The following is a 17,526-nucleotide window of genomic DNA, read 5'->3' on the forward strand; positions in this document are numbered from 1 at the left end:
TCGATACAAAAGACGGACAGTCGGGGGACAGACGCCCGGAGACGGCTCCGGTAAGGTGCGAAATTACGTTGCATTAACTTTTCGCACTTTACTTTCCACCCCAAGGATCCGTCTCATGAAGCTGAAGTTCCTCCTCGCCGCCGCCTTCGCCGCCATTCTCAGCCTGACCGCCTGCGGCGGCGGTGGCGATTCCGGTACGCCTAACCCGAACAATCCGGCCCAGCTGGTGAAGAAGGACGACACCGTCGGCACCGGCGCCGAAGCCGTTTCCGGCAAGACCGCCACCGTGACCTACATCCTGTGGCTGTACAGCGCGTCGGCTGCCGACCACAAGGGCACCCGCGTCGAATCGAACAGCTTCTCGTTCAAGCTCGGTACCAACGCCGTGATCCCGGGCTTCGAGCAGGGCGTCACCGGCATGAAGGTGGGCGGCAAGCGCACCATCGAAGTGCCGGCAAGCCTGGGCTACGGCGACCGCGGTTCGGGTAGCGTCCCGCCAGGCAATGGCCTGGTGTTCGAGATCACGCTGACCAAGGTCGAGTAAGACATTGCTGGCAAATGAACCGGGGCGCTGACCCGGTTTTTTTTTGCGTGCACGCCTGCGCTGGCGCAGTGGGCGGGCGTGCTGGATGCCCGATGCTGCGAGTCCCGACGACTCCGCCAGCCTCCGCCCATGCGCTTTCCCTTCCTGCTGTTCTTCCTCGCTGTGCCCTCCGCATCCGCCACCGCGCCTGTGGCGCCGGTTGCCGCCTGCCTGCCGCTGCGCGCCGCGCAAGGCGAGCCCGACGGCTGGCTATTGCTCGCGACCGTGATCGTCTGCATGGCAGGCCGGCTGGCGGCGCAACCGCGTCGCCGAAAGAAGTCCAGATGAGATTTTGGACATTGATATATATCAAACCTGCTGGGTTGGCTATCCGAGATGCTGCAAGTCCCCTTCACTCAAGCATCAAAGGTTCGTCATGCGCTATTCCTTGCCTGCCCTCCTGCTGTCCTCTTCATTCCTCGCGCCGCTCGCTGCGCATAGCCAGTCCGTCTACACGATGAGCTTCCTGCCGTCCAACACCACGCCGCACGCCATCGACGCCAGCGGGCGCATCGTGGGTATCGGGCCGGACGGGCGCGGCTTCCTGTGGTCGCAGGGCAGCATGAGCAGCCTGGGCACGCTTGGCGGCAATGGCAGCGTGGCGGCGGCCATCAGTCCGACCGGCCAGGTCGCCGGTTCCTCGGAGACGAAGAACGGCGTGTCCCATGCCGTCGTGTACCAGGGCGGCACGGCGCGCGACCTCGGCATGCTGAACGGCCGCCCGACCTTCGGCACCGCCATCAATGCGAGCGGCCAGGTGGCCGGGTATGCGCTGGACCGCGCCGGCAATGACCGTGCCTTTCTTCATTCGGGTGGCAAGATGACCGCCATCGGCAGCCTCGGCAGCGGCGTGGCACGCGCGGCCGGGATCAACAAGGCCGGCGCGGTCGTTGGGGTGTCCTTCCTGCGCGGCTTCACGGCCCAGCGCGCCTTCCTGTATGCGAAGGGCGTCATGAAAGACCTCGGCACCCTGGGAGGCCCGTCGAGCGCGGCCGCGGCCATCAACGAGCGCGGCGAGGTGGCCGGCACGAGCTTCGTGAACGCCGACGTCCAGCACGCCTTCCTGTACCGCGGCGGCGCCATGACCGACCTCGGCTCCTTCGGCGGCGCCACCACCGAGGCGCGCGCCCTGAACAATGCCGGCATGGTGGTCGGCTACTCGACCCGCGCCAGCGATGTGCCGGGCGAGAGCTTTTCGCATGCCTTCCTCTACCGCGACGGCGTGATGCACGACCTGAACGACCTGGTCGCCAAACGCGGGATCTGGACAGTGCTGGACGCCGTCGGCATCAACGACGCCCGCCAGATCGCCGCCTACGCTTGCACCGAGGAGGGCGACTGCCGGGCCGTGCTGCTGGCGCCGGCGCGCTAGCGCAGCATGTCGATGTGCATGATCCCGTCTTCGTCGTAGGGTGCGGAGACGGTTTCGAAGCCGAAGCTCTGGTAGAACTGTTCCAGGTATTGCTGGGCGCCGATGCGGATGCGATGGCCCGGGTAGAGCGCCTCGGCGCGCGCGATGCCTTCCTTCAGCAGCGCGCGCCCGGCGCCGCTGCCGCGTGCGGCCTTGGTGGTGATGACGCGGCCGAGCGACATCTCGGTGTACTTCACGCCCGGACCCAGCACGCGCAGGTAGGCCGCCAGCCGGCGCTGGCCGTCGACCGTGCGCCAGCCGAGCAGGTGGTGGGCCTGCGGGTCGAGGCCGTCGATATCGGGGTAGAGACAGGTCTGCTCGAGGATGAACACGTCCTGGCGCTGGGCCAGCACTTCGTACAGCTCGGCGGTAGTCAGGTCGTTGAAATGGGTGAACTGCCAGTCGATCATGGGAATGAAATAGGTTGGGAGCCGCGCGTATCACGCTCACGCGGCGGTTTCGAAGCCTTCGAGGATGTGCACGGCGCCATGGCCGCCCTCGAACATGAAGACCGTGGGCAGGTCGAGGTGGGCGATGCGCTCGCCGATGCGCAGCAGGTCGCCGCCCTGCAGGCCGAAGCACTGCGCCAGTCCGCCCAGCGGAACCACCAGCGCCTCGGGCCGGAACATGGCCAGCTTGACGCAGGCCGTCTCCAGCGCGGCCAGCCACTGGGCGCTGCCGCAATCGCGTCCCAAGGGCAGGTTCATGGTGTAGCCCAGCCCCGCCCCCGCACCCTGTTCGCCGGCATGCCCGCTGTAGAACGGGTAGGCCTGGCGCGGGTCGAGGTGGAGCGACACGGCCAGCACATCGCTGCGCGCATAAAAGATGTCCTGCGCGCCGCCACCATGGTGGCGCGCGATGTCGAGGATGGCCACGCGTCCCAGGCCGTCGTCCAGCAGGTGCTGGGCCGCCAGCGCCGCCGTGTTCAGGAAGCAGCCGCCGCCGAAGCCTTCGGCGCGCGCATGCTGGCCGGGCCGGGTCAGCGCGAAGCTGGCCCGTTCGCCCACCCGCAGCGCGTGGGCGGCATTGATGGCGCAGTCGGCGCCGGTCCTGGCGGCGAGCCAGGTGCCGGCGCCGATCGGCGTGCCGCTGTCGGAGGCGAACAGGCCGAGGCGCGCGAAGAAGTCGTCCGGCTCCGGCGCGCTTGGCACGCCGTGGGCCGGCCAGAGCGTGGGCAGCAAATTGCGCTGCGCGTTGGCGGGATCGAGCGCCGTCCACGCGCTCCAGGCGCTGCGCAGGAAGTGCAGATAGCGCGGCGTGTGCACGCGCTCGAGCGAGACCAGGGGCACGCCCTGCGGCGTCACGATGCGGCCCAGGCCGCGCCGCTCGAACTCCGCCAGCGTCAGCGCGAGCGCATCCAGATGCTCGTCCCAGGGCCCGGAGCAGGGGGCCTGCTGGGCATGGTGTTCGTTGTAGAACGTGAGCATCCCTGGAGGACCAGGTTCAGTGGTTGCCGCACAGCGTGCTGCTGTTGTAGGCCGCGACGAAGTCGTCAAAGCTGCCGGTATTCGTCTTTTCGATCGCCGCCTGCTCGGCCAGCGACGTGCGCGCCATCTCGTCGAACAGCGCTTCCTCGGCCGGCATCAGCGGACTGTCGCGGAACGCTGCCGCATGCAGTTCGCTCTGGCGCAGGCCGAAAGCGGTGGCCGAGCCGAGGCTGCGGATCTCTTCCAGCACGCGCGCCGACGGCGTCAGGTCCGGGTTGATGATCTTGGCCTTCTGCAGGTTGAGCGAAGATTCGTGCACGTTGCCGTCGTTGTGCTGGTCGTCCAGCAGCTGGGCCACCGGGCGGATACGTTCGACCAGTTCCAGCGCCCAGTCCTTCAGCGGCACATCAAGGCCGTCGCGCGTGAGCGTGAGGGACGGATCGCGCCCTTCCTTGACGGTGCGGGCGAAGTTGCGCGCGTGGACCTGGCCCTCGTGGGCGCTGATCAGGGGACTCTCTTCGAAGGCGCAGAACAGCAGGAAGGCGTCGAGGAAGCGGCCCGTTTCCAGGCTGATGCCGACCGGCTCGAACGGATCGACGTCGAGGCAGCGCACTTCGATGTACTGCACCCCGCGGTTGCACAGCGCCTGCACCGGGCGCTCGCCGGTGCGGATCACGCGCTTCGGGCGGATCGTCGAGTAGTACTCGTTCTCGATCTGCAGCACATTGGTCGACAGCTGGATCCACTCGCCGTCCCTCTTGGTGCCCAGCGCCTGATAAGGCTCGTAGGGCGTGTTCACGGCCGCCATCAGGCTGGTGACGTAGCTTTCCAGGCTGTTCTCGTGCGGGCGCAGGCCGGCCTGGGCATCGTTCTGGTAACCGAGGTCGCTCATGCGCAGGCTGGTCGCGTAGGGCAGGTAGAGCGTGTCCTCGGACAGCGTCTGCAGCCCGTGCGGGCGGCCGCGCAGGAAGCTGGTGGTCAGGGCCGGGGTGGCGCCGAACAGGTACATCAGCAGCCAGCTGTAGCGGCGGAAGTTGCGGATCATCGCGATGTAGCTTTCGGACTGGAAGTCGCGCAGCGCATGGCGGCGTTCTTCGTGGATGCCTTCGCTGGCGGCCACCAGCGTCCACAGCTTTTCCGGCAGCGAGTAGTTGTAGTGGATGCCCGAGATGCACTGCATCGCCTTCCCGTAGCGCAGCGCCAGGCCGCGGCGGTAGACGTGCTTGAGCATGCCGATGTTCGACTTGCCGTACCAGCCGATCTCGATCTCTTCCTCGGAAGGCAGTTCGCCCGGCATCGACACGCTCCACAGCATCTCGCCGTCGAGGCGCGCATGGGCGAAGCGGTGGATCGCGTCCAGGTGGTTCAGCACCACGGAGATGTCGTGCTCGGCCGGGGTGATGAATTCCAGCAGGGCTTCGGCATAGTCGGTGGTGATCTGCGGATGGGTCAGTGCCGAACCGAGCTGGACCGGGTGCGGGGTGCGCGCCAGGTGGCCTTGCCGGTCTACGCGCAGGGTTTCGCGTTCGATGCCACGCAGGCCCTGGCCGAGCAGGGCGCGGTGGTCGTCGTCGTCGAGCAGGGCGAGGCGGCGTTGGAGTTGATTCGACACGGGTGTTTCCTTTCTTATACTGCCAATGCGGATTGGAGCAGAGAGTAACCGAAAAACGCGCGGCGCGCCGGGAGGGGCCTCATTCCTGGCCGGCGGTTCCTTTGGCACGCGGCGCAGCCGGGCGGCCTGCCTCTTTTTCGCTCAGGATCCAGGCCTCGACCTGGCGCTGCAGCAGGTCGAGCGGCAGCGCGCCGTTCCCGAGTACCGCATCGTGGAAACGGCGCAGGTCGAAGCGTCCGCCCAGCGCCGCGCGGGCGCGGTCGCGCAGCAGGGCAATGCGCAGCTGGCCGATCTTGTAGCCGAGCGCCTGGGCCGGGCGCGCGATGTAGCGGTCGACTTCGGCCTCGTTGTCCTGCGGCGGGTTGGCGGTGTGCGCGTTCAGGTAGTCGATCGCCTCCTTGCGCGACCATCCCTGGGCATGGATGCCGGTGTCCACCACCAGCCGCGCCGCGCGCAGCATCTCTTCATTGAGCTGGCCGAAGCGCGAGAACGGATCGTCGAAGAAGCCGAGCTGCGCGCCCAGGCCTTCGGCATAGGTGGCCCAGCCCTCGCCGAAGGCGTCGAACCAGGCGTGGCGGCGGAAGGCGGGCAGCGCAGTTTCGGACAGGATCTGCGCGCGCGCCACCTGCAGGTGGTGGCCCGGCAGGCCTTCGTGCAGGGCGACGCTGTCGACCTGCCAGATCGGGCGCGTGCCCAGTTGCGTGAGGTTGACCACCAGCGCGGCGCTGCGCTCGTCGCTGCCGGCTTCGTAATAGGCCACCGGCTGCGCGATCCCATCCTGCATCGGCTTGACCGTGATCTCCGCGGTCGGCACGGTGCCGACGATCTTCGGCAGCCTGGCCTTGGCCCGCGCGAGCGCCTTGCGGTAGCGGCCCAGGAGCGCGTCGGGCTGGGCGAAGAACAGGCGCCGGTCGCTGCGCGCGAACACGAGGAAGCGATCGAGGCCGCCCCTGAAGCCGGTGCGCGGCACCAGCGCCGCCATCTCGGCGCGGATGCGCGCCACTTCCTTCAGGCCGATCGCGTGCACCTGGGCCGGGGACAGCCCGGTCGTGGTACTGCTCTGCACCAGGAAGGCGTACCAGGCCGCGCCGCCGGGCAGGCTGGAAGCGCCGATGGTGTCGCGCGCAGCGGGCAGGTACGCGGCCCGCAGGAAGTCTTCCAGCCGGTACAGCGCGACCGCGGCATTGGCCAGCGCGCTGATGCCGCCGTCGACCAGGTCTTCGCGCACCTCCGCTTCGATCGCTGCGGGGATGCGCTGGAGCGGCGCGAACAGCGGCCCGGCAGCGATGTCTTCGCGCAGGCGGCGCAAGGCTTCCGGCACTGGAATGAGGACGACTTTCGGCACGGTCCAGCCGGCGCGCATCCCGGCGCGCATCTGCTCGATAAGGCCATCGACGTGGGCCGGCAGCGCGTTCAGGCGTCCAAGATAGTTGCGGTAATCCTGCTCGGTGGCGAAGGGCATCTGCGCGACCAGGCGCGGCAGGCGCAGGTGCAGGCCGTCCCAGCTGCTGATCGGTTGCGGATCGAAGGCGGTGAAGGCGGCCGCCGCCAGCTCGCGTTCGCGCGCGGCCACGAACAGGTCGTAGGAAATGCGGTCCTGCCCCTGCAGTTCGCTGCGCTCGAGCCGGCGCGCTTCGTCCAGCACCTTGCGCGCGTGTTCGACCGCTGCGGCGCGCGCCTCCAGCGAGGTGTCGGACAGCAGACCACCGTGGCGATGCTCGCCGATGCCGGTCGCGTATTCGGGCTGCTGGCGCAGCTGCCACTGCCATTCGCGCTCGAACAGCCGGCGCGCGGACTCGGTCGTCGTGTCGGCGGCGCCGCACACGAAGGGAGCGAGCAGGATGATCGAAGCGAACAGTTTGCGCATGCGTTGCCCGTCGGGGCTGGCAGTCAAGGAATGGTCATTGTAGCAACGCCGCGGCCGGCGTCGCGCAAGCTAGGGCAGGCGGCCGCCGCTGACCCGTTCGATGCCGGGCAGGTCGCGCCAGCTCTGCACGTCGCTGAAGCCGCGTGCCTGCAACAAGTCGCGCACGGCATGGGCCTGGTCGTAGCCATGTTCGAGCAGCAGCCAGCCGCCGGGCACCAGGTGGCCGGGGGCACCCGCGATGATGCTGCGCAGGGCCGACAGGCCGTCGGCATGGTCGGTGAGGGCGCCGACCGGCTCGAAGCGCAGGTCGCCCTGCGCCAGGTGGGCGTCGCCGGCCGCGATGTAGGGCGGATTGGAGGCGATGAGCTCGAAACGCTCGTCACCCACGGCAGCGAACCAGTCGCTTTGGAGGAAGCGCACGCTGGCGCCGTTGGCTGCCGCGTTGGCGCGCGCGATGGCCAGGGCCTCGTCGCTGAGGTCGAGCGCGGTCACGACGGCGTCCCGTCGGGTGTGGGCGCAGGCCACGGCGATGGCGCCGCTGCCGGTGCCCATGTCGAGCAGGCGGCCTCCTTGCGGCAGGCGCTCCAGCGCCAGTTCGACGATCAGTTCGGTGTCGGGACGGGGAATCAGCACGCCGGGTGCGACCCGGAACGGCAGCCCGAAGAATTCGCGTTCGCCGACGATGTAGGCGATCGGTTCGCCGTCGAGGCGGCGCTGCACCAGGCTTGCCAGGCGCGCCGCTTCGTCGGCAGTGAGGGCGCGCTCGGACTGGGTGATCAGGGCCACGCGCGGCAAAGCCAGCGCATGGCACAGCAGGATGCGGTTTTCCAGCGGGTCGAGCCCTAGCCCCGCCTGCAGCTGGCGCAGGGTGGCGCCGGCTTCTACCTGCGTGATCATCGCGCCGGTTTGCGCAGCAGGACGAAGGCCAGCAGCAGGGTCAGGACCACGAACCAGACCGCCGACCATTGCGGGATCGCGAGACCCATCAGCGAATCGGTGGCGCCTTCGCACAGGCCGTCGGCGCGGAACAGCCAGGGCAGGTATTCAGCGGTGGGGATCTTGTTGAGGAAGGTCTCCATCGGGTCGATGCCGCAGGTGAAGCCCGGATGGGCGATCACCCACAGGTGCTTGCCGACCGTGTACAGGCCGCCCAGCGCCGCCAGCAGGGCCAGGACGGTGCCTTCGCGGACCTTGCCGCTGATGGCCGACACCAGGCTGGCCACGCCGATCGCCAGGAACATGTAGCGCTGGATCACGCACAACGGGCAGGGCAGCATCTGCTGGATGTGCTGCAGGTAGAGGGCGACCGCGATCAGCGCGAAGCAGATCGACGAGATGGCGTACAGGATCTGGCGGTTGGAAGGCAGCATCATGGCGTTGTTATCGGTGTGGTTCGGACGGGGGCCATTCTCGCATGAAGCCTGCGTTACCACTTAATCTTTGCTTAACGTAGGGTGGGCGGGTCTCCCGCCCACGCGGTGGTCGCGACAGGATGATACGTTGCGACAGTGCCGGTGGCAGTTGACCGCGTGGGCAGGAAATCTGCCCACCCTACAACATCAGTCTCCTAAAGCCGCCAGCAGCTCCGCCTGGTGCTCCGCCGCCAGCGCATTGGTCAGCTCCGCCAAGTCGCCGTCCATGATCATGTCCAGCTTGTACAGCGTGAGGTTGATGCGGTGGTCGGTCAGGCGCCCCTGCGGGAAGTTGTAGGTGCGGATCCGTTCGCTGCGGTCGCCCGAGCCGATCAGGCTCTTGCGGGTGGCCGCTTCCTTCGACTGCTGCTCGCGGATCTGCACGTCCTTGATGCGCGCCGCCAGTACCTTCATCGCTTGCGCCTTGTTCTTGTGCTGGCTGCGGTCGTCCTGGCACTCGACCACGATGCCGGTCGGCAGGTGGGTGATGCGCACCGCCGAATCGGTCTTGTTGATGTGCTGCCCGCCGGCGCCGGAAGCGCGGTAGGTGTCGATGCGCAGGTCGGCCGGGTTGATGTTCACGTCCTCGACCTCGTCCGCTTCCGGCATCACGGCCACCGTGCAGGCCGAGGTGTGGATGCGGCCCTGGGTTTCGGTGGCGGGCACGCGCTGCACGCGGTGGCCGCCCGATTCGAATTTCAGCTTCGAGTACACGCCGTTGCCGATGATGCGCACGATGACTTCGCGGTAGCCGCCCAGGTCCGACGCCGACTCCGACACCACCTCGACCTGCCAGCGCTGGCGTTCGGCGAAGCGGGTGTACATGCGCAGCAGGTCGCCGGCGAACAGCGCCGATTCGTCGCCGCCGGTGCCGGCGCGGATCTCGAGGAAGATGTTGCGCTCGTCGTTGGCGTCCTTCGGCAGCAGCATCTTCTGCAGCTCGAGATCCAGGGCCGCCAGGCGCGCTTTGGCGTCTTCGGTCTCCTGCTGGGCGAATTCCTTCATCTCCGGATCCTGCGCCATCTCCTGGGCGGCGGCGATGTCGTCCTGGGCCGCGCCGTACTGCTTGTACAGGGCCACCAAAGGCGACAGCTCGGCGTGCTCGCGCGTCATCTTGCGGTAGCTGTCCATGTTGGCGGTGGCGCCTTCGGACATCAGGAGTTCGTCCAGTTCGACGAGTCGGTTGGCCAGTTGGTCCAGCTTGGCCAGCATGGATGGTTTCATGGGGTTCGAATAGAGTCTTGGTAGCCGCAGGGCGGCCGGGACGCGTCCATGGCAGGACGCACGACGGATCGGTGAGAGGGCCGCTAACGGCGGCCGCGGAACAGCTGGGGCAGCAGGCTGGCCAGGCGGGCGCGCTCGTCGCCCTGGGCGTGGTGCAGCGCCTGCTGGGGACCGTGCAGGAACTTGGCGGTCAGGCCCTTCGACAGCGCTTCCAGCACCGCCTCGGGATCGTCGCCGCGCGCCAGCAGCTTGCGGGCGCGATCGAGTTCGGCCAGGCGCAGCGCCTCGCTCGACTCGTGCAGGTCGCGGATCACCGGCACCATGGCGCGGTCGCCGATCCAGTTCATGAAGGATTGCACGCGCGTTTCGATGATGGCTTCGGCCTGGGCCACGGCAGCCTGGCGGCTCTCGATGCCGGTCTGGACCACTTGCGCCAGGTCGTCCACGGTATACAGGAAGACGTCGTCCAGGCGCGCGACTTCCGGCTCGATATCGCGCGGCACGGCCAGGTCGACCATGAACACGGGACGGTGGCGACGCGCCTTGACTGCGCGCTCGACCATGCCGAGGCCAATCAGGGGCAGGGTCGAGGCGGTGCACGAGATCACGATGTCGAAGCTGTGCAGGCGCTCGGGCAGGTCGGCCAGGCGGATCGCCTCGCCGTTGTAGCGGGCGGCGAGAAGCTGGCCGCGTTCCATGCTGCGGTTGGCGATGGTGACCGACTTCGGGTTCTGGGCCGCGAAGTGGGCGGCGCACAGCTCGATCATCTCGCCGGCGCCGATGAACAGCACGTGCTGGTCGGCGATGCGGTCGAAAATGCGCTGCGATAAACGAACCGCGGCCGCTGCCATCGACACGCTGTGGGCGCCGATCTCGGTGGTGGTGCGCACTTCCTTGGCCACCGCGAAGCTGCGCTGGAACAGCTGGTGCAGGTAGGTGCCGAGGCCACCGGCTTCCTCGGCGCTGCGCACCGCATCCTTCATCTGGCCCAGGATCTGCGGCTCGCCCAGCACCATCGAATCGAGCCCGGAGGCGACGCGGAAGGCGTGGCGCACCGCGCTGTCCTGCGGCAGCATATATAAGTGGGGGCGCAGCTCGGCGAAATTCAGGGCGTGGTAGTGGGCCAGGAACTGGGCCGAGGCGTCGAGCGGATTGGCGATGTCGCTGGCCGCGTACATCTCGGTGCGGTTGCAGGTGGAGAGGATCGCCGCTTCGTCGCCGGAGACCCCCGAACCTTGGCGCGCGAACCAGCTGCGCGCCGCCTGCACCGCCTTGCCGAGCTGGTCAGGCGCGAGCGCCAGCTGCTCGCGCAGCGAGACCGGTGCGGTGGTATGGTTCAGGCCAACGGCAAGCAGTTGCATGGTGGGACGGGGTCGACAGGGTTACAGCCATTATACCCTTGTGCGAGCAGGGTTTCAGGGACCGGCCGGGGCCGGCCGCCCTGGTGCATTTACGATAATGCAGGCAAGCGCATCAAGCGCCGAGTTTTTCCAGGCGGTAGCCGTAGCTGTAGACCGGCACCAGGCGGAAGCCGTTCTCCGGACGCAGGCTCAGCTTGTTGCGCACGCGCGAGACATGGGTGTCCATGGTGCGCGAAGGCACGTCGGTATCGCGCACCCACACCGATTCGTGGATGTAGGCGCGCGACAGCGGGCGGCCGATGTTACGGAAGAACAGCAGCGCCAGCGAGAATTCCTTCTGGGTGACGTCGATGATCGAGCCATCCTTGAGCAGGCGTCCCGGGCGGGTTTCGAAAGTGAAGGGGCCGAACTGCAGCTGCTCGGCGCTGTTCTGCGAAGGGTAGGCGCGGCGCAGCAGGGCCGAGACGCGCGCCACCAGTTCGCCACGGCGCAGCGGCTTGACCAAGTAGTCGTCGGCGCCGGCGGTGACGCCGGCAATGATGTCGTCCTCGGCATTGTTGCCGACCAGGAAGATCGTCGGTGCGTTCGAGGCCATTTTTTCCTTGGCCCGGCGCAGTATCTCGGCGCCTTCCATGTCTGGCACGTTCCAATCCATGACCAGCATGTCCGCGTTTTCCTTGCGCAGCTGGGCGAGGCATTCCTTGGCGCTGTCGTAGGCGTGGCAGGTATGCCCGGCGGCGGTCAGCACCTGGCAAATCAGTTCGGCCTGGCTGCGGTCTTGCTCAAGAACGGCGATCTTCATAGGACATCTACTGGTAAGGTTACCCTTGTAGGAAGGGTCCTACAAGGGTTAAACCGAATATAGCAGACTTTCACAAAATAGCGCTACGGAAAAATAACGAATTTGCGTTATGAAACTTGCTTCTGTTGTGTTAAGGCGAAACGCCAGAGGGCGTTACACTTGTCCCGACGATGGTAATCCGGAGGCGATATGTTGTTTCGACGCAAAAAGAAAGACGTGGCGGCAACTAGCGAGGCGCCCAAACTGGAGCCGGTGACCGGCCCCGACATCGAGCTGGCGCGTGAGCGCTGCCGCGAGATGGTGCGCAAGCGCGCCCTGGTATCGGCCGGGGTGGCGGCGGTGCCGCTGCCGGGCGTGGACGTGCTGTCCGACCTGACCACCTTCACCGTGCTGGTCGAGGAAGTGAACAAGGAGTTCGGCTTGAGCCAGCAGCAGATCGAGCGCCTCCATCCCCGTATGCGGGTGCTGGCCTACCAGGCGGCGGCTTCGGTGGGCGGCATGCTGGTCGGCAAGCTTGTGACCAAGACCCTGGTGCTGCAGCTGTTCAAGCGCGCCGGCATCAAGATCGCGGCCAAGACCGTGACCAAGGTGGTACCGATTGCCGGGCAGGTGGCCTCGGCGGCGATCGGCTTCGCACTGTTCCGCAAGATGGGATACGAGCACGTGGAAGCCTGCGCCAAGGTGGCGCGCGAGCTGCAGAAGGCGCGCGTGATCGACATGGGAACGGTCCAGGTGCCGGTCTAGAAGCTGCAAACCGGAAATTTCCTAGCATTAGATCCATTCGGAAACTTTGATCCAGCACAGCCCGGACAGCGATTCGCTGACAGGGCTGGCGCCGGGTCGCGCCATCTCAAGTCCCGCCGGGACCGGCCCGGTATCGTCGAATCGACCAATCGACCAGACGAGGCTGACGATGACACAGGCAAGACCAGGCAGGCGGGCGTTCCTGGAGCGCTCCGCGCTCGCACTCGGCGCGGCGAGCCTGCCGCTCGAGGTGCTGGCCCAGACCACCCTGAAGATCCGCCCCGAGTGGCAGGCCTTCAAGACCACGCCGCGCTACGACTCGCTGCTCAAGGCGGTCCGGCTCATGAAGGCGAATACCAATGCGGCCGACCCGAACAGCTGGGCGTACTGGACCAGCATCCACCTGAACAAGTGCCCGCACAGCATTCCGTATTTCCTGGCCTGGCACCGCGGCTACCTGTATCACTTCGAGCGCCGCCTGCGCACGGTGTCCGGCGACAGCCTGCTGGTCCTGCCTTACTGGGATTACTACAGCTACCCGAACCTGCCGGCCGAGTTCACCAACCCGAACAATGCCAATCCACTGTTCGTGGCGCGCATCAACACCAATGTGCGGCCGGTGCTCACCATGGCGCCCTTCGCGCCGACGGTGCTCAACTTCCAGCGTGGCACCAGCAATGCCTTCGAGACCCTGTGCGAAGACGCGCCGCACAACCCGGTCCATGACCTGATCGGCGGAGTGATGGCCACCATGGAGTCGCCCATCGATCCCATCTTCTGGCTGCACCATGCGAACATCGACCGGCTCTGGGTGGCCTGGGTGAGCGCGGGCGGCGGACGCAAGATGCCGGCCACCACCAACGCCTACTGGTCCGGCACCCACGTCTACAACAGCAGCCTGAGCCTGTCCCGCCTGTCGACCTACAGCAATCGCAGCAGCCTGGGCTACCGCTACGCGAACGAAGCGCTGCCGACCCGGCTGCCGCTGGCGCGCCTCGCCGACCCGAACATCCGGCGGGCGCAGGCGGGAGCGCGCGAACTGGCCTCGTCCCTGCCGCCGGTCGGGTCCTTCCGCATCCCGTCGCCGCGCGAGACCGGCAAGGGCAGGTTCGCGCTGAGCGGTGCCGAGAAGGTCGGCCTGGACGAGAACTCGCTCAGCGTCCAGCTGCCGATCAGTGCCGAGCATGCGCGCACGCTGGCCGCGATCGGGGGCAACAAGGCGGGCCGCATCCCGGGCCGCGCCGACACTTACCGTTCGGTGCACATCACGCTCGACAGCGTCGAACTGGCCGAGCTGGCCAAACAGGGCGGCTTCTATTACGAGCTGTACCTGAACATTCCTTCGCGCCGCACGGCGCTGGGACGGCCGCTGAACCTGTACATCGGCAACCTGGGTGCCTTCAAGATCAACAGCGCCGCCCATCACGGGGGTGGGGCCGTGCAGCTGCGTTACCCGATCCGGCGTCATCTGGCCGGCGCCCTGGCCGATGAACTGAGTGCGCTGTCGCTCTCGTTCGTGCGCATCAACGGCGACCACAGCCCCAGGGGCGGCGTGATTGGGGTCGGCGAGCTCAGGCTGGAAGTCTCGACCGAAGACGACGAGTGATAAAAAAAATGCCAGTCAGCTGCACTGACTGGCATCGGTTCGCGGCGGGCAGGCGAATCAGGCGTCCGGCAGCACCACGTTCACGTCCAGCACTTCCAGGTTGCCCTGGCGGTCGAGCGAGATCTTGATGTCGTCGGCGCTGACCTTGGTGTACTTCGAGATCACTTCGATCAGCTCGCGGTGCAGGGCCGGCAGGAAGTCCGGGCCGGCGCGGTTGGTGCGCTCGCGGGCGATGATGATCTGCAGGCGCTCCTTGGCCGCTGTCGCGCTCTTCTCTTTTTTGGGAAAGAGGAAGTTCAGGATAGGCATATCACTTGGCTCCAAAGATGCGCTGGAACAGGCCCGGCTTTTCGTAGTTGGTGAAACGCAGCGGACGGTCTTCGCCCAGGAAACGGGCCACCACGTCTTCGTAGGCGTCGGCCACGTCGGTGCCCTTGAAGTGGATCGCCGGATTGCCCTGGTTCGAGGCGTGCAGCACCGACTCCGATTCCGGGATGATGCCGATCAGCGGGATGCGCAGGATTTCCTGCACGTCCTGATAGGACAGCATTTCGTCGGCGTCCACGCGCTTCGGCGAGTAGCGGGTGATCAAGAGGTGTTCCTTGACCGGCTCCGAGCCGCTCTGGGCGCGGCGCGACTTGGCCTGGAGGATGCCGAGGATGCGGTCCGAGTCGCGCACCGAGGACACTTCCGGATTGGTAACGATGATCGCTTCGTCGGCGAAGGTCAGCGCCATCAGCGCGCCGTGCTCGATGCCGGCCGGCGAATCGCAGATGATGAACTCGAAGCCCATCTGGACCAGGTCATTGAGCACGCGCTCGACGCCGTCTTCGCTCAGCGCATCCTTGTCGCGGGTCTGCGAGGCCGGCAGGATGAACAGGTTGTCGGTGTGCTTGTCCTTGATCAGGGCCTGGTTCAGGGTCGCTTCGCCATTGATCACGTTGATCAGGTCGTAGACCACGCGGCGTTCGCAGCCCATGATCAGGTCGAGGTTGCGCAGGCCGACGTCGAAGTCGATGACGGCGGTCTTGTGGCCGCGCAGGGCCAGGCCGCTCGAAAAGCTTGCGCTCGAAGTGGTTTTGCCCACACCGCCCTTGCCGGACGTCACAACAATAATTCGTGCCACAAAAAGGTCCTTTACAGTTCTAGCAGGTATCTGCGGTCTATGGGGGATTATGCACGCGAGGCCGGCGCCAGCGACGAAATGTCGAGCCGGTCGCCGACCAGGCGGATCTGGGCCGGCTGGCGCGTCAGGTCGTTCGGGAACCCGTCGTCGAAGGTGCGGTACACGCCTGCAATCGACACCAGTTCCGGCTGCATGGCCAGGGCGAAGATGCGCGCTTCGGGGTTGCCCGATGCGCCTGCCAGGGCCCGGCCGTTCAGCGGCGCATACACGTGGATGCTGCCGTCGGCAATGATTTCCGCGCCATTGTTCACGACCGCGGTAATGATCAGGTCGCTGCCGCGCGCATAGATGCGCTGGCCGGCCCGCACCGGGGTATCGATGATCATGGCCGAGACCGGCGCCGGAGCCGGCGCGGCCAGGGCCGCGGTCGGGGCGGGCGTCGGCGCCGGGGTCGGCTCGGGCGCCGGGGCCGCTGCGCTTGCTTCCTGCACCTCCTTATGCTCGGGCGCGCGCACGCCGCTGCTGCCGTCGTCCAGCGACAGGCCATGGGCGCGGATCCTGTCCGCCAGCCCCGGGCCGGCGCCGCGCACGGCGACGGCGTTCAGCCGGTATTTCTTGAGCAGCGCCACCAGGGCCGGCCAGTCGATCGCCTCTCCCTCATGGGCGATGGCGGCGATGTCGATCACCGCGAACTCGTCCTCGAAGAAATCCGACACCCCGCCCGTCATCTGGCGCAGGGCTGCATCGATCACGACCGGGTCGGCCGAATGCAGGATCGTCGAGATGGCGACGACCGTGGAGATCTTGATTTCGATGGGCAGCGAGCTTGGGTTTTTCGGCATAAAACAGTCTGGTTGGCGTTGCGCTCGTGCATTCTACTGTGAAATTTGACCGAAAGGACAGTTACGTACGCATGATTCCTAGTAGAAATGGGTGTTCCATTGCTGTTCAAAAAACGCGCAACATCCCAGCGCAAGCCAGTCGTCGCGCGGTTGTATTCGGTGAGTAAACTGATAAGATTGATTTTGCTCAAACATCAGCACCCCACCCACCGTAACATGCATGGTTTCGCAACCCTGCTGTCTGAACAATCGCCCGGCGGCGCCGGGAATTAGGGAGATCAACATGGAAGACGTCGTCATCGTGGCCGCTGGCCGCACGCCGGTCGGCAAGTTCGGCGGCACACTGGCCAAGATCCCTGCTGCCGAACTCGGCGCGCACGTGATCCGCCAACTGCTGGCCAGGACCGGCATCGACCCCGCCTCGGTCAGCGAGGTGATCATGGGGCAGGTCCTCACCGCCGGCGCCGGCCAGAATCCGGCACGCCAGGCCGTCATCAAGGGCGGCCTGCCCGACATGGTGCCGGGCCAGACCATCAACATGGTGTGCGGCAGCGGCCTGAAGGCCACCCACCTGGCGGCCCAGGCCATCAAGTGCGGCGACGCCCAGATCGTCATCGCCGGCGGCCAGGAAAACATGAGCGCTTCGCCGCATGTGCTGAACGGCTCGCGCGACGGCTTCCGCATGGGTGACGCCAAGCTGGTCGACACCATGATCGTGGACGGCCTGTGGGACGTCTACAACCAGTACCACATGGGCGTGACCGCCGAGAACGTCGCGCGCAAGTACGAGGTCTCGCGCGCCGAGCAGGACGAATTCGCGCTGCAATCCCAGCTCAAGGCCGAAGCTGCCCAAAAAGCAGGCAAGTTCAAGGACGAGATCATCCCCGTCGAGATTCCTTCCAAGAAGGGCCCGACCATCTTCGACACCGACGAATACCCGAAGCATGGCTCCACGCTGGAAGCGCTGAGCGGGCTGCGCCCCGCCTTCAATAAAGAGGGCACCGTCACCGCCGGCAACGCTTCCGGCATCAACGACGGCGCCGCCGCCGTGATCATGATGAGCGCCTCCAAGGCCAAGGAGCTGGGCCTGACCCCGCTGGCGCGCATCAAGGCCTACGCCTCGGCCGGCCTGGATCCGTCGATCATGGGCATGGGCCCGGTCTCGGCGACCCAGCTGTGCCTGAAAAAGGCCGGCTGGACCCACGAAGACATCGACCTGATGGAGATCAACGAGGCCTTCGCCGCCCAGGCCATCGCGGTCAACAAGGAAATGGGCTGGGATACCTCGAAGATCAACGTGAATGGCGGTGCAATTGCCCTCGGCCACCCGATCGGCGCCTCCGGCTGCCGCGTGCTGGTGACCCTGCTGCACGAAATGGTGCGCCGCGACGCCAAGCGCGGGCTGGCCAGCCTGTGCATCGGCGGCGGCATGGGCGTGGCGCTGGCGGTCGAACGCGACTGACCGCCTGGAGTAAATGCGGTAGCAGTGACTGACAACTAAAACTGGAG

19 protein-coding genes are annotated in these 17,526 nt (G+C 66.7%); 6 read left to right on the forward strand and 13 right to left on the reverse strand.

Translation table 11 applies throughout. From position 1 onward, the window contains the following. Positions 1-115 precede the first annotated feature (115 nt). The 3 genes from LK539_RS13785 (at position 116) to LK539_RS13795 (ending at position 1,955) form a co-directional block, all read left to right on the forward strand. A complete protein-coding gene (locus LK539_RS13785; protein ID WP_227801522.1) occupies positions 116-544 on the forward strand; it encodes an FKBP-type peptidyl-prolyl cis-trans isomerase in 429 nt (142 codons plus the stop codon). 129 nt (positions 545-673) lie between these two features. Continuing rightward, the gene (locus LK539_RS13790) at positions 674-871 is read left to right on the forward strand and encodes a hypothetical protein (RefSeq protein ID WP_227801523.1); all 198 of its coding nucleotides are present in this window, start codon (positions 674-676) and stop codon (positions 869-871) included. An 88-nt stretch (positions 872-959) separates the two neighbouring features. Beyond that, a complete protein-coding gene (locus LK539_RS13795; protein WP_227801525.1) occupies positions 960-1,955 on the forward strand; it encodes a hypothetical protein in 996 nt (331 codons plus the stop codon). Here LK539_RS13795 and LK539_RS13800 read toward each other — a convergent pair. The 9 genes from LK539_RS13800 to LK539_RS13840 all read right to left on the reverse strand — a co-directional run bounded on the left by LK539_RS13800 (position 1,952) and on the right by LK539_RS13840 (position 11,699). Beyond that, positions 1,952-2,404 (reverse strand): GNAT family N-acetyltransferase, encoded by a 453-nt coding sequence (locus LK539_RS13800; RefSeq protein WP_227801526.1) that lies wholly within the window; start codon positions 2,402-2,404, stop codon positions 1,952-1,954. The two genes, LK539_RS13795 and LK539_RS13800, sit on opposite strands and share 4 nt — an antisense overlap. Before the next feature lie 36 nt (positions 2,405-2,440). Beyond that, on the reverse strand, positions 2,441-3,421 hold the full coding sequence (locus LK539_RS13805) for a histone deacetylase family protein (protein ID WP_227801527.1): 981 nt from the start codon (positions 3,419-3,421) through the stop codon (positions 2,441-2,443). A 16-nt stretch (positions 3,422-3,437) separates the two neighbouring features. Beyond that, on the reverse strand, positions 3,438-5,033 hold the full coding sequence (gene gshA / locus LK539_RS13810) for a glutamate--cysteine ligase (protein WP_227801528.1): 1,596 nt from the start codon (positions 5,031-5,033) through the stop codon (positions 3,438-3,440). A 79-nt stretch (positions 5,034-5,112) separates the two neighbouring features. Next, complete coding sequence (locus tag LK539_RS13815; protein WP_227801529.1) at positions 5,113-6,900, reverse strand: DUF885 family protein; 1,788 nt, start codon at positions 6,898-6,900, stop codon at positions 5,113-5,115. 69 nt (positions 6,901-6,969) lie between these two features. After that, positions 6,970-7,797 (reverse strand): peptide chain release factor N(5)-glutamine methyltransferase, encoded by an 828-nt coding sequence (gene prmC, locus LK539_RS13820; protein WP_227801530.1) that lies wholly within the window; start codon positions 7,795-7,797, stop codon positions 6,970-6,972. After that, positions 7,794-8,270: a disulfide bond formation protein B gene (locus LK539_RS13825; protein ID WP_267877536.1), complete on the reverse strand. Its 477-nt coding sequence runs from the start codon at positions 8,268-8,270 to the stop codon at positions 7,794-7,796. The genes prmC and LK539_RS13825 overlap by 4 nt, the downstream gene beginning before the upstream one ends. A 189-nt stretch (positions 8,271-8,459) precedes the next feature. Continuing rightward, on the reverse strand, positions 8,460-9,536 hold the full coding sequence (gene prfA / locus LK539_RS13830) for a peptide chain release factor 1 (protein ID WP_227801531.1): 1,077 nt from the start codon (positions 9,534-9,536) through the stop codon (positions 8,460-8,462). 83 nt (positions 9,537-9,619) lie between these two features. Further along, complete coding sequence (gene hemA / locus LK539_RS13835) at positions 9,620-10,897, reverse strand: glutamyl-tRNA reductase (RefSeq protein ID WP_227801532.1); 1,278 nt, start codon at positions 10,895-10,897, stop codon at positions 9,620-9,622. Between the two features lie 112 nt (positions 10,898-11,009). Continuing rightward, positions 11,010-11,699: a response regulator transcription factor gene (locus LK539_RS13840; RefSeq protein WP_227801534.1), complete on the reverse strand. Its 690-nt coding sequence runs from the start codon at positions 11,697-11,699 to the stop codon at positions 11,010-11,012. Between the two features lie 189 nt (positions 11,700-11,888). Here LK539_RS13840 and LK539_RS13845 point away from each other — a divergent pair, with 189 nt between their 5' ends. Beyond that, on the forward strand, positions 11,889-12,443 hold the full coding sequence (locus LK539_RS13845; RefSeq protein ID WP_227801535.1) for a hypothetical protein: 555 nt from the start codon (positions 11,889-11,891) through the stop codon (positions 12,441-12,443). Positions 12,444-12,612: 169 nt separating this feature from the next. Next, positions 12,613-14,049, forward strand: a complete 1,437-nt coding sequence (locus LK539_RS13850; RefSeq protein ID WP_227801537.1) for a tyrosinase family protein — start codon at positions 12,613-12,615, stop codon at positions 14,047-14,049. A gap of 57 nt (positions 14,050-14,106) precedes the next feature. On the opposite strand, the gene minE is transcribed toward LK539_RS13850, so the two are convergent. The 4 genes from minE to LK539_RS13870 form a co-directional block, all read right to left on the reverse strand. Further along, positions 14,107-14,358, reverse strand: a complete 252-nt coding sequence (minE, locus tag LK539_RS13855) for a cell division topological specificity factor MinE (protein WP_159699137.1) — start codon at positions 14,356-14,358, stop codon at positions 14,107-14,109. 1 nt (position 14,359) lies between these two features. Beyond that, the gene (minD, locus tag LK539_RS13860) at positions 14,360-15,175 is read right to left on the reverse strand and encodes a septum site-determining protein MinD (protein WP_227801538.1); all 816 of its coding nucleotides are present in this window, start codon (positions 15,173-15,175) and stop codon (positions 14,360-14,362) included. A 47-nt stretch (positions 15,176-15,222) separates the two neighbouring features. After that, a complete protein-coding gene (minC, locus tag LK539_RS13865) occupies positions 15,223-16,017 on the reverse strand; it encodes a septum site-determining protein MinC (RefSeq protein ID WP_227801539.1) in 795 nt (264 codons plus the stop codon). A 78-nt stretch (positions 16,018-16,095) separates the two neighbouring features. Further along, the gene (locus tag LK539_RS13870; RefSeq protein ID WP_227801540.1) at positions 16,096-16,302 is read right to left on the reverse strand and encodes a hypothetical protein; all 207 of its coding nucleotides are present in this window, start codon (positions 16,300-16,302) and stop codon (positions 16,096-16,098) included. On the opposite strand from LK539_RS13870, the gene LK539_RS13875 reads away from it, so the two are divergent. Next, positions 16,301-17,479: an acetyl-CoA C-acetyltransferase gene (locus tag LK539_RS13875; RefSeq protein WP_227801541.1), complete on the forward strand. Its 1,179-nt coding sequence runs from the start codon at positions 16,301-16,303 to the stop codon at positions 17,477-17,479. The genes LK539_RS13870 and LK539_RS13875 overlap by 2 nt on opposite strands. Positions 17,480-17,526: the final 47 nt, after the last annotated feature.

It is taken from the genome of Massilia sp. IC2-476 (genome assembly GCF_020707295.1).
Lineage (GTDB): Bacteria > Pseudomonadota > Gammaproteobacteria > Burkholderiales > Burkholderiaceae_D > Telluria.

What these genes read in the sequence shown, in the direction of transcription:
- LK539_RS13785 (WP_227801522.1), top strand. Translation starts at nt 116, where the DNA reads ATGAAGCTGAAGTTCCTCCTCGCCGCCGCCTTCGCCGCCATTCTCAGC.
- LK539_RS13790 (WP_227801523.1), top strand. Translation starts at nt 674, where the DNA reads ATGCGCTTTCCCTTCCTGCTGTTCTTCCTCGCTGTGCCCTCCGCATCC.
- LK539_RS13795 (WP_227801525.1), top strand. Translation starts at nt 960, where the DNA reads ATGCGCTATTCCTTGCCTGCCCTCCTGCTGTCCTCTTCATTCCTCGCG.
- LK539_RS13800 (WP_227801526.1), bottom strand. Translation starts at nt 2,404, where the DNA reads ATGATCGACTGGCAGTTCACCCATTTCAACGACCTGACTACCGCCGAG.
- LK539_RS13805 (WP_227801527.1), bottom strand. Translation starts at nt 3,421, where the DNA reads ATGCTCACGTTCTACAACGAACACCATGCCCAGCAGGCCCCCTGCTCC.
- LK539_RS13815 (WP_227801529.1), bottom strand. Translation starts at nt 6,900, where the DNA reads ATGCGCAAACTGTTCGCTTCGATCATCCTGCTCGCTCCCTTCGTGTGC.
- prmC (WP_227801530.1), bottom strand. Translation starts at nt 7,797, where the DNA reads ATGATCACGCAGGTAGAAGCCGGCGCCACCCTGCGCCAGCTGCAGGCG.
- LK539_RS13825 (WP_267877536.1), bottom strand. Translation starts at nt 8,270, where the DNA reads ATGCTGCCTTCCAACCGCCAGATCCTGTACGCCATCTCGTCGATCTGC.
- prfA (WP_227801531.1), bottom strand. Translation starts at nt 9,536, where the DNA reads ATGAAACCATCCATGCTGGCCAAGCTGGACCAACTGGCCAACCGACTC.
- hemA (WP_227801532.1), bottom strand. Translation starts at nt 10,897, where the DNA reads ATGCAACTGCTTGCCGTTGGCCTGAACCATACCACCGCACCGGTCTCG.
- LK539_RS13840 (WP_227801534.1), bottom strand. Translation starts at nt 11,699, where the DNA reads ATGAAGATCGCCGTTCTTGAGCAAGACCGCAGCCAGGCCGAACTGATT.
- LK539_RS13845 (WP_227801535.1), top strand. Translation starts at nt 11,889, where the DNA reads ATGTTGTTTCGACGCAAAAAGAAAGACGTGGCGGCAACTAGCGAGGCG.
- LK539_RS13850 (WP_227801537.1), top strand. Translation starts at nt 12,613, where the DNA reads ATGACACAGGCAAGACCAGGCAGGCGGGCGTTCCTGGAGCGCTCCGCG.
- minE (WP_159699137.1), bottom strand. Translation starts at nt 14,358, where the DNA reads ATGCCTATCCTGAACTTCCTCTTTCCCAAAAAAGAGAAGAGCGCGACA.
- minC (WP_227801539.1), bottom strand. Translation starts at nt 16,017, where the DNA reads ATGCCGAAAAACCCAAGCTCGCTGCCCATCGAAATCAAGATCTCCACG.
- LK539_RS13875 (WP_227801541.1), top strand. Translation starts at nt 16,301, where the DNA reads ATGGAAGACGTCGTCATCGTGGCCGCTGGCCGCACGCCGGTCGGCAAG.
- LK539_RS13870 (WP_227801540.1), bottom strand. Translation starts at nt 16,302, where the DNA reads ATGTTGATCTCCCTAATTCCCGGCGCCGCCGGGCGATTGTTCAGACAG.